We start from the raw sequence: 17,034 nt of genomic DNA, 5'->3' as shown, positions 1-17,034 counted from the left end.
CATACGGCCATAGCCGTCAACATAACAAAACACTCCGAGGGAAATTATTATGGATTTCGAATACAGCGATAAAGTAAAAGGTCTCATTGAACAAGTCCGCGCATTTATGGATGAGCACGTTTATCCAAATCAGGATCTGTTCAACGATCAGCTGTCCAAAGACCGCTGGACCACCCCCCCTATTCTTGATGAGCTGAAAGCCAAAGCCAAAGCACAAGGGCTGTGGAACTTCTTTCTCCCGCTTTCCTACGGCGAATACAGCGGCGGTCTCACTAACCTTGAGTACGCCCCTCTGGCAGAAGAGATGGGTAAAGTTGGCTGGGCACCTGAGGTATTCAACTGTGCCGCACCCGATACCGGCAACATGGAAGTTCTGGCCAAATACGGCAACGAAGAACAGAAAAAACAGTGGTTAGAACCACTGCTGGCCGGCGAAATTCGCTCTGCGTTTGCCATGACCGAACCCGATGTCGCCTCTTCCGATGCGACCAACATTGAAACTCAAATTGTTCGTGATGGTGACGAGTACGTCATCAACGGTCGCAAGTTCTACATCAGCGGTGCTTGCCGCAAGACCTGCGAAATCATGATCGTGATGGGCAAGTCTGATCCTGAAAACCCGAACCGTCACATGCAGCAATCTCAGGTGCTGGTACCAGTCAACACTCCAGGGGTTAACATCGTTCGCCCCATGCAGGTATTTGGTTACGACGACGCTCCGGAAGGCCACGCAGAGGTTATTTTTGAAAACGTGCGAGTTCCTGTCAGCAACATCATCCTGGGTGAAGGACGAGGTTTCGAAGTAGCTCAGGGTCGTCTTGGACCGGGCCGTATTCACCACTGCATGCGTTCTGTCGGTGCCGCTCAGCGCGCTCTGGAACTGATGTGTAAGCGCGCCAACAGCCGCGTAGTCTTCGGTCAGCCAATGTCCAAAAACCAATCGGTTCGTGAAGACATCGCCCGCTCAGCCTGCCAGATCGAGCAAGCTCGACTGATGACGCTGAAAGCCGCTCAGAAAATGGACACCGTTGGTAACAAAGAAGCCAAAGACTTGATCGCCATGATCAAAATCGTTGCGCCCAACATGGCTCTGGATGTTATTGATCGTGCGATTCAAATTCACGGTGCAGCTGGTGTCAGTCAGGATACCAATCTGGCTCACGCCTACGCAGGTCAACGTACCCTGCGTTTGGCAGATGGTCCAGATCAGGTTCACATGATGCAGCTGGGTCGCAACCTGATGAAGCAGTTCGAAGACTGATTCCCAGGCGATTCCCGGACAGCCCTGCTTCTCTTTTGGAGAAGCGGGGCTTTAAACGTTAAAACGTTGTTAAAAGTTCTGCTAAAGCACTGCAATAACACCTGTTATTTTGTTTGCACAGAAATTGAATACGAAATACTACGCCAATATTAACGGAGATAAGAATGAGCACTGCCGTTGACACTCTCGATACAGAAGTCTTAAGCCGTTACCTCGAAGCTAACATCGAAGGATTTAAAGGGCCAATTAGTGCCGAAAAATTTTCCGGTGGGCAATCCAATCCGACGTTTAAAATTACAGCCACTTCCGGCACTTATGTATTGCGCCGCCAACCTCCCGGCAAGCTTCTGAAATCAGCTCACGCCGTAGATCGCGAATACCGCGTCCTGAATGCACTGAAAGACAGCGAGGTACCAGTCGCAAAAGTCTATCACCTGTGTGAAGATCGGGACGTTATCGGATCCATGTTTTACATCATGGAGTTCTGTGACGGGCATATCTACTGGGGTGCAGCTCTGCCAGAAATTGACAGCAATGAAAAGCGCACGGCCATGTACGACGAAATGAACCGAGTGCTCGCCGCCCTGCACAGCGTTGATATTGAAGCCTCAGGTCTGTCTGACTATGGTAAACCCGGAAACTATTTTGAACGTCAGTTCGGACGTTGGTCTTCACAATACAAGGCCTCCGAGCTGCAACCTATCCCGGAAATGGACCAGCTCATCGAGTGGCTGGAAGCAAACCTGCCTGCTGATGATGGCAAAGTTTCACTCACGCACGGTGATTACCGTCTTGATAATGTGATGTTCTCTCAAGACAACAGCCAAATCATTGCAGTGCTCGATTGGGAATTGTCCACTTTAGGTCACCCCTATTCTGATCTGGCATACCAGTGTATGCAGTTGCGACTGCCCACCAGTAACGAAAAGAACACCATGTCCGGTTTACAGGGTGTAAACCCAACCGAGCTGGGGATCCCTACCGAAGAAGAGTATGTCGCGGCTTACTGCAAACGCATGGGCATCGATAAAATCGATAACTGGTCATTCTATCTGGCCTTCAGCTTTTTCCGACTGGCAGCCATTTGTCAGGGCGTTGCCAAACGCGCTGCTGACGGTAACGCCTCCAACAAAGCCGCCGACCGTGTAGGCGCCATGGTATTACCTCTGGCGCAGACGGCTCTGGACATTGTTAAGTAACAACCATTTTAAACACCGTATATTGAGGAGAGTTTTATGAAAGCGATTGTCTGCGAAAAATTCGCCCCTGTTGAAGAACTGCTTTACAAAGATGTACCGGATCCCACAGCGGATAAAGGACAGGTTGTGGTTGATATCACCGCCATTGGTGTGAACTACCCTGATGGATTGCTGGTACAGGGTTTGTACCAAATGAAGCCTCCTTTCCCTTTCATTCCGGGAATGGAAGTCGCTGGCGTTATCAGCGAGCTTGGCGAAGGTGTAGAGCACCTGAAGATAGGCCAGCGAGTGATTGGACTGGCCGGATTGAGTGGCTACGCAGAGAAAGTGGCTATTGATGCGATGACCGTGATGCCGTTGCCGGATGCAATTCCGGACGATGAAGCTGCGGGCCTGATTACTGCCCACGCAACAGCACACCACGCTCTGAAACAACGTGCAAACCTGAAAGCGGGTGAAACACTGGTAGTCACTGGCGCAGCTGGTGGTACAGGACTGGCAGCCGTCCAGATCGGCAAAGCTATGGGAGCCACTGTGGTAGCCGTTTGTTCTACTCAGGAAAAACTGGACATCGCCAAAGCCAATGGGGCTGATATCTTAATCAACTACAGCGAATTCGATCTGAAAACAGAACTCAAAAAGCTGAACGACGGCAAAGGCGTTGACGTAGTTTACGACGTGGTCGGAGGCGACGCATTTGATGCCTGCAGTCGCTCTATGGCGTGGAATGGCCGTTTGCTGGTCATTGGCTTTGCGTCTGGCACCATCCCGAAATTCCCGGTAAACCTGTCTCTGGTTAAAGGTTATTCCGTAGTGGGTGTATTCTGGGGAAGCTTCACCAAACATGAACCTAAAGCGTTTATGGAAAACATGGTGGAACTGATGGACTGGTATGTGAAAGGCAGTGTAAAAGTTATCGTCGATGAAACGTTTGCGCTTAAAGACACTGCCAAAGCATTACACAAAGTTATGGATCGTGAAGTTAAAGGTAAAGTTATCCTAAAACCCTGATTCAGCAAGCCCCAACTGAGGGGCCTACTCGTCTATCATTCAAAAGTAATGTAGCGCAATTCGATTTATTGAAGAGAAAAAAATTATGGCCACGAAATTATTTGATCTAACCGGAAAAATTGCTTTGGTATCTGGTGCCAGCCGAGGTATTGGTGAAGAAATTGCCAAACTACTCGCCGAGCAAGGTGCGCAGGTTATTGTCTCCAGCCGTAAAATCGAAGACTGCACCGCAGTCGCAGAAACTATCCAGGCCAGCGGCGGAAAAGCAGAAGCGTTTGCTTGCAACATCGGCAACATGGAAGACATTAGCGCCGTGTTTGAGCACATCCGCACTGTCTACGGAAAACTGGACATACTGGTCAATAACGCTGCGGCCAACCCCTACTTTGGCCACATCTTGGATACTGACCTGGGCGCCTTTAATAAAACCGTTGACGTCAATATCCGCGGTTATTTTTTCATGTCAATTGAAGGTGGCAAGCTCATGCGCGAAAACGGCGGTGGCGCAATTATGAATACCGCTTCTGTCAACGGCTTGCAGCCCGGTATGGGACAAGGCATTTACTCAATCACCAAAGCTGCTGTCATCAACATGACCAAAGCCTTTGCCAAAGAATGCGCACAGTTTGGCATTCGCTGTAACGCCCTGCTTCCCGGACTGACAAAAACCAAATTTGCTGGCGCACTGTTCACCAATGATGACATTTACAAAACTGCTGTTCAGTCAATTCCTATGAGACGTCACGCTGAACCAGAAGAAATGGCCGGAACTGTTTTGTATCTGGTCTCTGATGCGAGCACCTATACCAACGGTGAGTGTATTGTCGTAGATGGCGGCATGACCCTCTAAAAGCCTGACAGAAACAGTCATCAGTAGAGAGAACACAATAATGACAAGCTATCAAAATCAGGTTGTATTAATCACTGGCGCTAGCGGCGGTCTGGGACAAGAAGCTGCCAGGCAGTTTGGCGCTCAAGGTGCCAAACTGGCTCTGAGTGATATCAACGAAGAGAAGCTCAAGCTACTGGCCGATGAGCTTCGTCAGCAAGACATTGAAGTGCTCACGTGTCTGTGTGATGTACGCGATGAAGAACAGGTCAAATCCTTTATCGATGCCACCGTCCGTCAGTTCGGCCGACTCGATGCGGCCATCAACAATGCCGGCGTTGATCCAGCCCATAATTTGCTGGCTGATACGCCTCTGGAAGACTATCAGCGCACCATGGACATCAATGTCCAGGGCGTCTTTCTCTGCATGAAATATCAGATTCTACAGATGCAAACTCAGGGCGGCGGAGCCATCTGCAACATCGCGTCTGTGGCAGGTGTCGGCGGAGCCCCGTTCATGTCAGCCTATGCTGCCAGTAAGCACGCCGTCATAGGTTTGACCAAAACTGCAGCTTTCGAATACGGAAAATTCAATATCCGCGTTAATGCAGTGTGCCCCTTTATCACCATGACGGATATGTTCGAACAAACTCTACAGCAGTTTCCCGACCGTGAAGCCGCGTTAAAGCATTTTGGCAAAACTGCTGCTCTAAAACGAGTTGCTCAACCCGAAGAAGTCGTTCAGGCCATGATGTTTGCCTGCAACAAAGATAATTCTTATATGACCGGTCACGAACTGGTTGTCGATGGCGGGATGACCGCTGTTTAAGATTTTTTAGGAGAATGAAAGATGGATCCTCTACTCGATTTTACGGATAAAGTAGTACTAATCACCGGTGCTGCCAGTGGGTTTGGTAAACACCTGGCTGCTGACTTTTCCAGCCGTGGTGCCAAGCTGGTTCTTGGTGATGTCAATGAAGAAGGCGTTGAGGCGGTTGCAGCGACCCTTTCCGGTCCAGCCATTGCTATGAAGTGCGATGTAGCTATAGAAGCTGAATGCCAGGCCATGGTAGAAGCTGCCACTGAAATTTATGGAAAACTGGATATTGCTGTCAATAACGCGGGTGTAGGCCAGGGTTTTATGGCTTTCACTGAAATCACCGATGAGATTACTGATCGTCAATTCGACATCAATGTTAAAGGCGTTATGTACGGCATGAAACATCAGCTAAGAGTGATGAAGGATCAGGGCGACGGTGTCATCTTGAACGTCAGCTCCATGGCAGGTCTGGGCGGCGCGCCCAAAATTGCCGCATATTCCGCAGCTAAACACGCCGTCATCGGATTAACCAAAACCGCCGCAGTTGAGTTCGCGAAAAACGGCGTCCGCGTTAATGCAGTATGCCCTTTCTTCAGCCTGACGCCTTTGGTCACCGAATCCGAACTTGCTGCTGGCGGAACAGAACAACTGGAGTCTTTCCTCAGTCGTGGCGCTCCCATGAAGCGTCTGGGCTTACCAGAGGAGATTACCAATGTAATGTTGCTCCTCTGCTCCCCAGGCAACACCTATATGACAGGCCAAACCATCGCTATTGATGGTGGCGTTTCAGCGCTCTGATAGTCCAACACGGCAGGCACCTAGCCTGCCTTTTGTGAGGGAATCCCCTCTTCCAGGTCTTTAACCTACCAATAAGGATTCACGTCATGAGTCAGTATCAAAACCAATCCATCATTCTCAACAAGCGCCCACAGGGAGAGTTGCAGGACGGCGATCTAACTCTTACCTCTCAGCCCGTCAGAGATCTGAAAGACGGTGAGTTCCTCATTCAGATCTTGTGGCTGTCTCTGGATCCCTATATGCGTCCGCGCATGAATGACACAGAAAGTTATGTGGACCCTGTCGCTATTGGCGATGTGATGGCTGGTGAGTCTGTAGGACGGGTTGTCGAATCCAATAATAGCAATTTTAGTGTCGGTGACCTGGTCAGCAGCTACTCTGGCTGGCAGGAATACTACATTGCCGATGACAGCGAAACCATGATCTATAAGATCAAGCCCAACGGAATTCCGCTACAGGCTTATCTGGGCGTTGCGGGTATGCCCGGCCGTACCGGTTACTGCGGACTGACTTATGTGGGCAAACCCAAATCTGGTGAAACCGTTGTGGTTGCCGCTGCAGCAGGCCCAGTGGGAACTGTGGTTGGACAAACAGCCAAGCAAATAGGCTGCCGCGCAGTGGGTATCGCGGGCGGACCCGAAAAGTGTCGCTATGTTGTTGAAGAGCTGGGCTTTGATGCCTGTATCGACTACAAAGACGGTGACTTATTGGAAAAACTGAAAGACGCCTGCCCCGATGGCATTGATGTGTACTTTGAAAATGTCGGTGGCGATGTCACAAAAGCGGTTGCCCAACTGATGAACAAGGGATCACGCGCTCCGATTTGTGGCTATGTGTCGGCCTACAACGCCGAAAATATCGGACAGGTTGAAACGCCATTTCATATCCTGGGCGCGCTGCCTGAGCCCCCTGAACACCGGTTTTTCGTTGTTACAGAATGGCAGGACCAGCATCAGGAACTCACCGAACTGTTGGCGGAACAGGTCAAAAGCGGAAAGTTAAAGTACCGTGAATCCGTAGCGGAAGGCCTGGAAAACGCAGTCGAAGCGTTCAAAGGCATGCTAAAAGGGAAGAACTTTGGTAAACAGCTGGTGCATATCGCTGATTAAGATAATTCAGCGCTATGTAACACAGAAACAAAAAAGGCAGCTTTCGCTGCCTTTTTTGTTTCCAGAAGATGGAATGATAAATACCTAAGCGGCTTTACCACCCTGCTTTGCAGCTTCTTCCTCTTTAAGCTCACGACGAAGAATTTTTCCGACGTTTGATTTCGGTAAATCCTCTCTAAACTCAATCTGACGCGGAACTTTATAGGCGGTCAATTGCGTACGACAAAACGCGACAACATCATCTTCGGTCAATGACGCATCTTCTCTCACGATAAACAGCTTAACAGCCTCACCGGTTTTCGCGTCAGGCACACCAATGGCGGCAGCTTCAAGAACACCCGGATGCTTACACACTTCATCCTCGATCTCATTGGGGTATACATTAAAGCCTGAAACTATGATCATATCCTTTTTACGGTCAACGATCTTGATGTAGCCATCGGCAGTAATAACGGCCATATCACCAGTATTCAACCAGCCATCTTCGCTCAGCATTTCCGCTGTCGCTTCCGGACGCTGCCAGTAGCCTTTCATAACCTGCGGGCCACGAACCAGAAGCTCTCCAGACTCACCTTCAGCCACTTCCTTACCGTCATCGTCTACCACTTTGATTTCGGTATTCAGAACGGGGGTTCCAACCGTACCTGGATGGATATCATCTGGTGGGTTGGTGGAGATTACCGGAGATGTTTCAGTCATTCCGTAACCTTCAGAAACCTGACACCCAGTTACGTTCTTCCACATATTGCCTACATCACTGGTGAGAGCCATGCCACCAGATGCTGTGGTTTTCAGCTGAGAGAAGTCCAGATTTTTAAAAGCTTCGTTATGACACAAGCCATTAAACAGGGTATTTAAGCCTACAAACCCAGTAATCTTTTGAGACTGCATCGCTTTGACAAAGCCATCAAGGTCTCTAGGATTTGGGATCAGAATGCTGTGATTACCGGTACACACCAGCATCATGCAATGAATCGTGAAAGCGTAAATGTGGTAGAGGGGCAAAGGCGCTACGTAAGTTTCGCTACCGATCTCAGTCACGTCACCCAGACGATCTTCCAGTTGCTTCATGTTGGCGACGATATTGCTGTGCATCAACATAGCACCTTTAGCAACGCCAGTGGTGCCACCGGTGTACTGCAATACCGCAACGTCTGAAGGTTCAACCGAAACCGGCTTCAATGCACCAGAAGCACCCAGTTTAAGAGCTTGTTTGAACGAAATCTGATTAGGGAAAGAGAATTCAGGTACCAACTTTTTAACATGCTTGGCAACAAAGTTGATCACCGGTCCCATCGGAAAACCGTGTAGATCGGCTGCATCAGTGACAATAACCTGCTCGACACTGGTGTTTTGGATAATGTTAGCTGCGGGACTGGCAACATTGGACATAACGACCAACATTTTAGCACCTGAGTCGTTCAGCTGATGCTCCACTTCACGCTCGGTGTACATTGGGTTGGTATTCACCAGAATCATACCCGCACGCATAATACCGAACATGGCTACAGGGTATTGGAGGATATTGGCCAGCTGAACAGCAACACGGTCACCGGGCTGTAATTTCGTATGATTTTGCAAATAGCTGGCGAACTGCCGACTATAATGATCGATTTCACCATAGGTCAATGTTTTACCCAGACAAGTGAAAGCGGGCTTATCTTTAAATTCTTTAAACGCTTCCAGAAAAACATCGGGTATTGTATGTAGATTACTTGTATCCATTCTTCCTCCCAGGCAAGAACTTCTTCTCTCGTGGCCAGATAGACAAACTACCGACGACTATGTTGCCGTTTAGACAGTATGCGCTGTACTTTTTGTTCTCATCTTAATACTAAAAGACCCCAGCCTTTACTCATGTCTAAACAGGTAAAAGTCAGGGGTTTATTCAACACTGAATTATCGCGGTTTTATAAAGGAAACAGTTCAGACAAGCGAGTGGCGTGCGATATATTACCCTCAGCTTTAATACGACCGAACATAAAAGCCTGCATACCATTCAGCGTGCCATTAAGCACATCGATCAAGGTTTGCAGGTCCATCGTCAAGGTGGCTGTAGGTGCATCACTAACTCCTTCATGCAGATAACATTGAGAGTCAGACACGACAAGATAACAATCCCCTGCGTCGGGGATTGTCATCTGGATACATGCTTCAAGGCCCTCAGCCGCTTCCTGATCAAAGCGGTCACGAGCCTGAAGAAACACTTCTTTCAAATCAGGCATAAATAAAACAATGCCTTCAGATTAAAATGCGAAATATTCTGCATCCATATCCATCAAGCTGTCAGCACCGGAAGTCATGGTGGTGGCCAAAGACTCAGTACGTGGCAGGATACGGGCAAAATAGAAGTTCGCAGTCTGAATTTTTGCGGTATAGAACGCCGCGTCGCCTTGACCTTCATCCAGAGCAGCCTGCGCTTTTACAGCAGCCAGCGCCCAGAAATAGCCCAGCACAATGTAGCCAGACAGCATCAGGTAGTCGACAGAAGCCGCACCCACTTCATCCGGGTTTTCCATCGCAGACATGCCCACCTTCAGAGTGAGATCGCCCCACTGCTTGTTGGCTTCAGCCAATTTGGCAACCAATGGATTACCTTCGTTGGCCTGGCAGAACTTATGAACCTCTTTGGTGAAAGGCTTCATGATTTCGCCTTGAGTCATCAGAACCTTACGACCCAGCAAGTCCAGAGCCTGAATACCGGTTGTGCCTTCATACAACATAGAGATACGGCAATCACGAACATTCTGCTCGGCGCCCCACTCGGAGATGAAACCGTGGCCACCAAAACACTGAACACCGTGGTTAGCAGATTCAAAACCCACTTCGGTCAAGAAAGCTTTACAGATAGGAGTCAGGAATGCCAGCTTACCATCGGCTTCTTTCGCAGACGCTTCATCACCGTTGCTGATGATATCAACCAGCTTGCCACAATAGGCCATCAGCATACGGCCGCCTTCTGCAAAAGACTTTTGAGTCAGCAGCATACGACGAACGTCTGGATGAACAATGATTGGATCTGCAGGACCGTCAGGGTTTTTCACGCCACTCAAAGAGCGCATTTGCAGACGGTCACGGGCGTAGTCCAAAGACTTCTGGAAACCCAGCTCAGCGTGGGCAACACCTTGCAGTGCAGTACCCAAACGCGCAGTGTTCATGAAGGTGAACATGCAGTTCAAGCCGCGGTTTGCAGGCCCGATCAGGAAGCCTTTAGCACCGTCAAAGTTCATAACACAGGTAGCACTGGCTTTGATGCCCATTTTGTGTTCGATAGAACCACAGACAACGCCGTTACGCTCAGAGATAGAACCGTCTTCAGCCACGTTGAATTTAGGAACAATAAACAGCGAAATGCCCTTGGTGCCAGCGGGTGCATCCGGGAGGCGAGCCAGAACAATATGAACAATGTTCTCAGCCATGTCGTGCTCACCGGCAGAGATAAAGATCTTGGTTCCGGAAATTGCATAAGAACCGTCAGCGTTAGGCTCAGCCTTGGTACGCAGCATACCCAGATCAGTACCACAGTGAGGCTCAGTCAGACACATGGTGCCGGTCCACTCACCGCTAACCAATTTGGTCAGATAAACTTCTTTTTGCTCATCGGTACCGTGCTCTTCGATAGTGTTCATAGCACCGTGAGACAGGCCTGGGTACATGCCCCAAGACCAGTTGGCAGTACCAACCATCTCATTCAAAACCAGTCCCAGTGAAGGAGGTAAGCCTTGACCGCCGTGATCCGGGCTGTGAGTCATCGAAGGCCAGCCAGCTTCAACAAACTGTTGGTAGGCCTCTTTAAAGCCTTTTGGCGTGGTGACTTCACCGTCATTCCACTGACAGGCTTCAGCATCACCAGATTGGTTCAAAGGTGCGAGTACGTTTTCACAAAACTTCGCGTTTTCTTCCATGATTGCATTGGCGATATCTGCACCGGTCTCTTCGAACTTAGGGAGACTCTGCCAGTGTTGCTCGTAGTCCAGCAACTCGTACATGGTGAACTGTATGTCGCGTAAAGGCGCTTTGTACTCAGCCATCCTGATAACCTCTGTCTTTGCTTGAAGTAATTATGTCTTAACTGGATTGCCTGTGCCCTGCTCTAACTTGTTTTTGACGCAAGCTTTTACAGGAATTTCAGGCACTTATTTGGTTTTTCGGACCATAAATGAAACAGACGCTAGAATCCCGAATTCATCAATTTCGCTCAATGGCAAAAATGACTACATTCACTAACAAATATGACTATAGACCAGAATAAGAAGGAAAAAGGCAGCCGACCCGCCAGTCACAGACGCTCTGGAAATAAGCACCCCAACTGACTAACAAGTCAGATGTTAAAGTACTCCCGGGCCTGCGATGCCCTGCTCCAGCGCCATCTGTTTACGATATTCGCCCGGTGTCAGCCCTGTCCACTTTTTGAAAGCTCGGAAGAATGCACTGGTTTCATCAAAACCCAAACGCTCAGAAATCACGCTATTGGTGAGATCTTTACAACCCAGGTAATGTATAGCTGCCTCTAGCCGACATTCGTCTTTTATTTTCTGAAATGAAGTATTTTCTTGCTGTAAATGACGACGCAAGGTCGTGACCGACAGGTTTAGCTGCGAAGCCACTGCCTCGGCGCCTGGCATCGACTCGCTGACATCTTTAGACAATATCGTGCGCACTTTGGACTTTAGGGTACTACGGGCACTATCACTGATCACCAGATGATAGGGAGCCATACGTATAAACTCATCCAGGGTTTGAGGGTTCTGAATCACCCTGGCGTCCAGATAGTCTTTATGCAGCTCAAAACCATTGTAAGGCTGATTAAACTGAATCTGCGCCGGATAGGACTCTGCCAACGCTTTGAAGGATTCGGGACAAGGAAAGCTGAAACTGATGGACACCAGAGGTATTTCCTGACCGATCAACCAGCAGTGAAAGCGGTGCCAGACGGCCAGAGAGGTACGGATACTGTCAGCATTATCGACACTCATCATGTCTTGAAAGGCTTCTTCAGACAGCGATTCGATACCTGCCATACGTATGGACGCCAAATCGCCGTCGCCCTCCACAAGAGTCGACCTAACCCGGAAGCCCCGGCAGATCTCACTAAATTCACCGGCTCGGATGACCGCCTGGCGCAGGTTTTCGCAGTGAATTAACGTCAGGCAAAGTAATCGGAAGGAGCCCCATCGCACCTTACCCCCGGACATCATGCCAAAACATTCATCCTGCATCAGCCACATAATCCGCTGATAGAGCTGACCATACTTCACGGCTGAGAAGTAACGACCGTCTTCTATGTCTTCGGGGTAAATGCCTAACTCGGCAAGTAAAGCCCTGGTGTCACACCCCTGCTCCTCTGCAGCAGACAGTAAAGAGCGCGCGTACTCAACAGGAACAGAACTATCAAAAATTGGCATAGGGTGATTACCACTTAGCACGGCTGAGGGTCACAGAAGTGACTATTTTGAGCAATTTAGTCAGTTAATTCAATCCCGATGTGATACACGATGTAGTACACGTTGAAACAACTTAATCAGCAAAACCATTAGGATGGCCGCGAGCATCAACCCAACGATCAGGACCGCAGAGATCATAAAGAATTTACCCGCGGTCTCTAAAGGCATCCCCCAACCCCATATCGCCAGGGCCAAAAATGCCAAAGAGGCCAATATAGCGACAGAAACAGTCGAACGCGCCCTGCGCCTTTTGAAAAACAGCATACGTAAACCTTACAAAAACGAAGGTGGCATCATACCAAACAATTGACCGGCAAGTGTAAGCGTCAGCTCTAGCCCTTCAGGCTGGATTTTGTGGCTAGCGTGTCTGGGTGTGCTCCAGATGTTTATCCAAAACTAGATCTAAAACAACGGCTACACCATCCTCCCAGACAGGCAACGTCACCAGATCAGCCACAGCTTTGACGTCCTCTGCAGCATTTCCCATAGCAACACCCACTCCCGCCAATTCGAGAAACACCTTGTCGGACTGCGCATCACCAAAGGCAATCACTTGCTCCGGCTTTACCTGATGAAAATCCAGTAACTGTTGAAAACCCTGTCGCTTGCAAGCCGCTTGAGCGATCACACTCACGAACAGCCAGTCAGGCTTGGCGGCCATCCTTGCGTAAGCAAACACAGCCTCAGGGAATGTACGCTCCAGAGCGTATAACTTTTCCTGATCCTGCTCATTATCCACCGCAAACAGCAACTTGATCACTGGTTCAGAGCCAATAATGCTATCAAACGATACCCGCTCGGGAACTGCTCTTAGGTGCTCACTATGTAAGCGTCCCAAGTAACCCCACGTTTCCACATAGAACCGATCCCGTCCACACACTTCGGTGTAGACATCGAGCTTTCTGGCTTCAGACAGCATGGATCCAACGAGATCATCCCCAAGAGAATGAATACTGAGAGTTTGCTGATCTGAGGGGTCGTGAATCAGGGCGCCAGTATAAAACAATCCAGCATCCCGCAATTGCAGGTCCCGCACGAGAAAATCGGCTGCAAACAATGGCCTTCCAGATGCGACAGCGGTTTTAACACCTGCGCTTCTGAGTTGCAGGATCGCCTCTTTGACACGTTGCGTGTAATTGCCATCCAGCCCCAGTAAGGTGCCATCAATGTCGAAAAAAGCCAGTTGAATATCGCGCTGCAGTAACGCCTTGGCCGAGGGGGAAGTAATATCCATAAAGTACAAACAGGCTGAGACGCCAACGGAACGCTGACGATAAGTGAGAGGATAGACCGATTTTAGTCAGTACCATTACAAGCTGAGGGATCCCTCATGACTCCATTCGCAGCGAACCTGCATATCACCGGACCCCGGAGTATGAGCGTTGCTGGCCGACTCCCAAACAAAGGTATGGGTTCCTGAAAGCTCGGTCTCCAGATGAACCGTCGCGGACACCCAGTACATTTGACTCAAAAGCTCTTCGAACTTCTGAATCCACTGTTCCCATTCATACTCAACGGCTTTATAAGATGCACCAAAGTGCATAACTTCAGTTTGATAATTGGCATGATCGATTTCAACCTGAGGTATGGCAAACATCTCCTGACAAAGGAAAGGCCAACCGTCGGCTTTGGGCAGGTTCAGCATCGCCTGACGATTAACCTTACGGCGGGTCGAATCCTGCTCATAGTAAGAAGCGTCTTTGATACAACCGTAAACTATCGATTCCTGATCCATACTGTGTGTAACCCTTAATCACTGAAGCCTTTTAAAAAAACCACCATCCGTCACTTTCAAGACGTTTCTGACAACCCGCCAGCTGACGTTGGTAGGTGGTTGCACGAGAAGAGACTTTCTTGGCCACTTTTTTCAGCCAGCTTTTGTTTCTGAACGTTCTGCGATTAAACCCACCCTGCCCTTCGTGGTATGCCAGGTAGAGGTGATAAGTATCGTTCAGGGCTATATTACAGCGTCTGTGGCTCATATTGTTGTACCAGCCCACAAAGTCCGCAGCATCACCAAAATCGTCGCGGTCAGCGCCCCAGGATCCAGCTTTGCTTTTATACCAGTCCCAGGTGTCGTCCTTTGCCTGTGGAAAGCCGTAAGCACTGCTCAATCGAGGTCCGGGGAAAATCCACAGGATTCGAGTGCGTGGCGGCTTGGCTTTCGGTTGAAAGCGGGACTCCTGATACATGAAAGACATAATCACGGGTATAGACACACCCCACTTGTCCTGAGCTTTTTTGGCATCTTCATACCAACCGTCTTTCTCGTCGAAAATATCACAGACATTATTGATATGACGCGGCGGTGAGGTGACACAGCCGGAGAGCAGCGACACCGCAAGAACTACAATGACACGTCTCGCGATGAGGTTGATGTTAAATCGCTGCAGAAATACCACTCTTAAAGCACCCCGTACTCTTTTAATGAGTCGACCAATTCTTCCTCAGTCATGGTCTGAATACCCAACTCCTGAGCCTTGACGTACTTGGAGTTATTCATAGCCCCACCGCCAACAACCACACAATGGGTTTTAGCCGATACCGAACCAGCGACCTTGGCGCCTAGCTGTTGTAACAACTTTTTGGCTTCATCACGCTTAATCAACGAAAACGATCCGGTCACAACATAGGTATGATCAGCTAAAGGCTCGTGACGCTCGTCAACACTGATGTCCTCCCAGTGAACACCGGCCTTCTGCAGAGCCTCAATCGCTTCCAGGTTATGCTCCTGACGCAAAAACTCAGCGACAAAATGAGCCACCACGGGCCCCACGTCATCCACCTTTTGCAGAGAGTCTTCGCTGGCAGCGATTAAAGCCTCCAGATTGCCAAAGTAACGGCTTAACCCTCGCGCTGTGGCCTCGCCAACCTCGCGAATACCCAGAGAGTAAAGAAACCGATCAAAAGAAGTCTGTTTACTGGCTTCCAAGGCGTTGATCAGATTCTCCGCGGACTTGGGGCCCATTCGCTCAAGCCCGGCCACTTGCTCTGCCTCTAGTCGATAAAGATCCGCTACAGAATGAATAAGACCTTCATCAACCAACTGCTCAACCAGCTTATCCCCTAAACCATCGACATCCATCGCTTTACGAGAAGCAAAATGCTTGATGGCCTCTTTGCGCTGCGCTGCGCAAATCAGACCACCGGTGCAGCGTGCCACTGCTTCGCCGGGCACGGTCTCTACCGGTGAATCACACACCGGACAAGCTTCTGGAAATACAATTTCTGCGGCGTCATCCGGGCGTTTCGATTTCACAATGGACACCACTTGCGGGATCACATCACCCGCTCTGCGCACCACCACCGTATCACCAACCATGACGCCGAGACGATTTATCTCATCCCGGTTGTGTAAGGTAGCGTTAGAAACTGTCACACCACCTACAAAGACCGGATCCAGCCTTGCCACCGGCGTCACGGCTCCCGTACGCCCCACCTGAAACTCAACACTGAGTAATTGTGTCATCTCTTCCTGAGCAGGAAACTTATAAGCAATAGCCCAGCGAGGCGCACGGGAAACAAACCCCAAGGTTTGTTGCAGGGCAAGATTGTTGACCTTAAATACAATGCCATCGATATCATAAGGTAGGGAATCGCGCTTCTCGCCCACACGTCGATAATAATCCAGACAACCGCTGATATTGTGTACGACAGCCATTTCCGGATTGATGAGAAAACCCCATTGATGCAGCTGCTCAAGCACTTCGGTATGTCGCTCTGGCAGCTCGCCACCGTCAAAACGACCGACGCTGTACGCACACATTTGCAACGGTCGGTTAGCGGTAATACGTGCATCCAGTTGACGCAGGCTGCCTGCGGCTGCATTGCGCGGGTTAACAAAGGTTTTCTCGCCAGCCTGACGTGCCTTTTCATTAAGCTGTTCAAAGCCTTGCTTCGGCATATAAATTTCGCCGCGGACTTCCAATACTTCTGGATAGCCCTCACCCATTAAACGCAGAGGAATAGATGTAATCGTCCGAACGTTCTGGGTAATATCTTCACCGGTAGAACCATCCCCCCGTGTTGCCCCACGCTCCAGCAAGCCATTGACGTACAGTAAACTGACAGCGATCCCGTCCAGTTTTGGCTCACAGGCAAATTCAATATCGTCCGGGTTTTTCAGTCGCTCCTGCAATCTGCGATTGAAGCTCTGCAGCTCCTCATCGTTGAATGCATTATCCAGAGACAGCATGGGAACTTCATGGGCGACTTGAGAAAAGGCACTGAGCGGCGCCTCGCCAACACGCTGTGTCGGGGAGTCCGCTGTGATTAATTCAGGATGCTGAGTTTCAATATCTTTTAGCTGCTGAAACAGACGATCGTATTCCACATCTGGAACCGTGGGATCATCCAACACGTAGTAGCGATAGTTATGGTAATTCAGCTGTTTTTTCAGATCGTCGATCTGGGACTGGAGTTCTAGGGTGTTTGGCATGGTACGGGGAGTTCCGGAAAACTGTTGTAGCTCGCCCCAGACTTACGGAGAAGTTCAGGGGCGTGGCGCGGGGAGCAAAGTGTTTTATGCGCGAGACAGCTGCTTCCGTTCAAATTCGCGGACAC

General features: G+C 49.6%; 15 protein-coding genes. 7 read left to right on the top strand and 8 right to left on the bottom strand.

The window, feature by feature from the left end:
• Positions 1 to 49: 49 nt before the first annotated feature.
• The 7 genes from ACTG33_RS01510 to ACTG33_RS01480 all read left to right on the top strand — a co-directional run bounded on the left by ACTG33_RS01510 (position 50) and on the right by ACTG33_RS01480 (position 7,027).
• Complete coding sequence (locus ACTG33_RS01510; protein ID WP_439133401.1) at positions 50 to 1,261, top strand: acyl-CoA dehydrogenase family protein; 1,212 nt, start codon at positions 50 to 52, stop codon at positions 1,259 to 1,261.
• A gap of 164 nt (positions 1,262 to 1,425) precedes the next feature.
• The gene (locus ACTG33_RS01505; protein WP_439133400.1) at positions 1,426 to 2,460 is read left to right on the top strand and encodes a phosphotransferase family protein; all 1,035 of its coding nucleotides are present in this window, start codon (positions 1,426 to 1,428) and stop codon (positions 2,458 to 2,460) included.
• Positions 2,461 to 2,496: 36 nt separating this feature from the next.
• On the top strand, positions 2,497 to 3,471 hold the full coding sequence (locus ACTG33_RS01500) for an NADPH:quinone oxidoreductase family protein (protein WP_439133399.1): 975 nt from the start codon (positions 2,497 to 2,499) through the stop codon (positions 3,469 to 3,471).
• A gap of 85 nt (positions 3,472 to 3,556) precedes the next feature.
• Positions 3,557 to 4,321 (top strand): SDR family oxidoreductase, encoded by a 765-nt coding sequence (locus ACTG33_RS01495; RefSeq protein ID WP_439133398.1) that lies wholly within the window; start codon positions 3,557 to 3,559, stop codon positions 4,319 to 4,321.
• Positions 4,322 to 4,361: 40 nt separating this feature from the next.
• Positions 4,362 to 5,129, top strand: coding sequence for an SDR family NAD(P)-dependent oxidoreductase (locus ACTG33_RS01490; RefSeq protein WP_439133397.1), 768 nt, complete (start codon positions 4,362 to 4,364; stop codon positions 5,127 to 5,129).
• 21 nt (positions 5,130 to 5,150) lie between these two features.
• Positions 5,151 to 5,918, top strand: coding sequence for an SDR family NAD(P)-dependent oxidoreductase (locus tag ACTG33_RS01485; RefSeq protein ID WP_439133396.1), 768 nt, complete (start codon positions 5,151 to 5,153; stop codon positions 5,916 to 5,918).
• 86 nt (positions 5,919 to 6,004) lie between these two features.
• The gene (locus ACTG33_RS01480; RefSeq protein WP_439133395.1) at positions 6,005 to 7,027 is read left to right on the top strand and encodes an NADP-dependent oxidoreductase; all 1,023 of its coding nucleotides are present in this window, start codon (positions 6,005 to 6,007) and stop codon (positions 7,025 to 7,027) included.
• Between the two features lie 84 nt (positions 7,028 to 7,111).
• On the opposite strand, the gene ACTG33_RS01475 is transcribed toward ACTG33_RS01480, so the two are convergent.
• From ACTG33_RS01475 to ligA, 8 genes are all read right to left on the bottom strand, one after another.
• Complete coding sequence (locus tag ACTG33_RS01475) at positions 7,112 to 8,752, bottom strand: AMP-binding protein (RefSeq protein WP_439133394.1); 1,641 nt, start codon at positions 8,750 to 8,752, stop codon at positions 7,112 to 7,114.
• A 185-nt stretch (positions 8,753 to 8,937) separates the two neighbouring features.
• Positions 8,938 to 9,252 carry an SCP2 sterol-binding domain-containing protein gene (locus tag ACTG33_RS01470; RefSeq protein WP_439133393.1) on the bottom strand — a complete coding sequence of 105 codons (315 nt, stop codon included), beginning with the start codon at positions 9,250 to 9,252 and terminating at the stop codon, positions 8,938 to 8,940.
• Positions 9,253 to 9,273: 21 nt separating this feature from the next.
• Complete coding sequence (locus ACTG33_RS01465; RefSeq protein WP_439133392.1) at positions 9,274 to 11,058, bottom strand: acyl-CoA dehydrogenase C-terminal domain-containing protein; 1,785 nt, start codon at positions 11,056 to 11,058, stop codon at positions 9,274 to 9,276.
• A 297-nt stretch (positions 11,059 to 11,355) separates the two neighbouring features.
• Entirely contained in the window at positions 11,356 to 12,432 is a 1,077-nt protein-coding gene (locus ACTG33_RS01460) for an AraC family transcriptional regulator ligand-binding domain-containing protein (protein WP_439133391.1), read from the bottom strand.
• Positions 12,433 to 12,829: 397 nt separating this feature from the next.
• Complete coding sequence (locus tag ACTG33_RS01455) at positions 12,830 to 13,705, bottom strand: HAD family hydrolase (protein ID WP_439133390.1); 876 nt, start codon at positions 13,703 to 13,705, stop codon at positions 12,830 to 12,832.
• 75 nt (positions 13,706 to 13,780) lie between these two features.
• Positions 13,781 to 14,206, bottom strand: coding sequence for a hypothetical protein (locus ACTG33_RS01450; RefSeq protein WP_439133389.1), 426 nt, complete (start codon positions 14,204 to 14,206; stop codon positions 13,781 to 13,783).
• 31 nt (positions 14,207 to 14,237) lie between these two features.
• Positions 14,238 to 14,849: a transglycosylase SLT domain-containing protein gene (locus ACTG33_RS01445; RefSeq protein WP_439133434.1), complete on the bottom strand. Its 612-nt coding sequence runs from the start codon at positions 14,847 to 14,849 to the stop codon at positions 14,238 to 14,240.
• A gap of 26 nt (positions 14,850 to 14,875) precedes the next feature.
• Complete coding sequence (gene ligA / locus ACTG33_RS01440; protein ID WP_439133388.1) at positions 14,876 to 16,909, bottom strand: NAD-dependent DNA ligase LigA; 2,034 nt, start codon at positions 16,907 to 16,909, stop codon at positions 14,876 to 14,878.
• Positions 16,910 to 17,034: the final 125 nt, after the last annotated feature.

The sequence above is a fragment of the Pseudomaricurvus sp. genome (genome assembly GCF_965662505.1).
Classification (GTDB): Bacteria; Pseudomonadota; Gammaproteobacteria; order Pseudomonadales; family Cellvibrionaceae; genus Pseudomaricurvus.
Note: the sequence above shows the minus strand (reverse complement) of the source record. Positions and strands in the feature narration are given on the sequence as shown.

What these genes read in the sequence shown, in the direction of transcription:
- ACTG33_RS01490 (WP_439133397.1), top strand. Translation starts at nt 4,362, where the DNA reads ATGACAAGCTATCAAAATCAGGTTGTATTAATCACTGGCGCTAGCGGC.
- ACTG33_RS01505 (WP_439133400.1), top strand. Translation starts at nt 1,426, where the DNA reads ATGAGCACTGCCGTTGACACTCTCGATACAGAAGTCTTAAGCCGTTAC.
- ACTG33_RS01475 (WP_439133394.1), bottom strand. Translation starts at nt 8,752, where the DNA reads ATGGATACAAGTAATCTACATACAATACCCGATGTTTTTCTGGAAGCG.
- ACTG33_RS01465 (WP_439133392.1), bottom strand. Translation starts at nt 11,058, where the DNA reads ATGGCTGAGTACAAAGCGCCTTTACGCGACATACAGTTCACCATGTAC.
- ligA (WP_439133388.1), bottom strand. Translation starts at nt 16,909, where the DNA reads ATGCCAAACACCCTAGAACTCCAGTCCCAGATCGACGATCTGAAAAAA.
- ACTG33_RS01470 (WP_439133393.1), bottom strand. Translation starts at nt 9,252, where the DNA reads ATGCCTGATTTGAAAGAAGTGTTTCTTCAGGCTCGTGACCGCTTTGAT.
- ACTG33_RS01480 (WP_439133395.1), top strand. Translation starts at nt 6,005, where the DNA reads ATGAGTCAGTATCAAAACCAATCCATCATTCTCAACAAGCGCCCACAG.
- ACTG33_RS01455 (WP_439133390.1), bottom strand. Translation starts at nt 13,705, where the DNA reads ATGGATATTACTTCCCCCTCGGCCAAGGCGTTACTGCAGCGCGATATT.
- ACTG33_RS01460 (WP_439133391.1), bottom strand. Translation starts at nt 12,432, where the DNA reads ATGCCAATTTTTGATAGTTCTGTTCCTGTTGAGTACGCGCGCTCTTTA.
- ACTG33_RS01495 (WP_439133398.1), top strand. Translation starts at nt 3,557, where the DNA reads ATGGCCACGAAATTATTTGATCTAACCGGAAAAATTGCTTTGGTATCT.
- ACTG33_RS01500 (WP_439133399.1), top strand. Translation starts at nt 2,497, where the DNA reads ATGAAAGCGATTGTCTGCGAAAAATTCGCCCCTGTTGAAGAACTGCTT.
- ACTG33_RS01510 (WP_439133401.1), top strand. Translation starts at nt 50, where the DNA reads ATGGATTTCGAATACAGCGATAAAGTAAAAGGTCTCATTGAACAAGTC.
- ACTG33_RS01485 (WP_439133396.1), top strand. Translation starts at nt 5,151, where the DNA reads ATGGATCCTCTACTCGATTTTACGGATAAAGTAGTACTAATCACCGGT.
- ACTG33_RS01450 (WP_439133389.1), bottom strand. Translation starts at nt 14,206, where the DNA reads ATGGATCAGGAATCGATAGTTTACGGTTGTATCAAAGACGCTTCTTAC.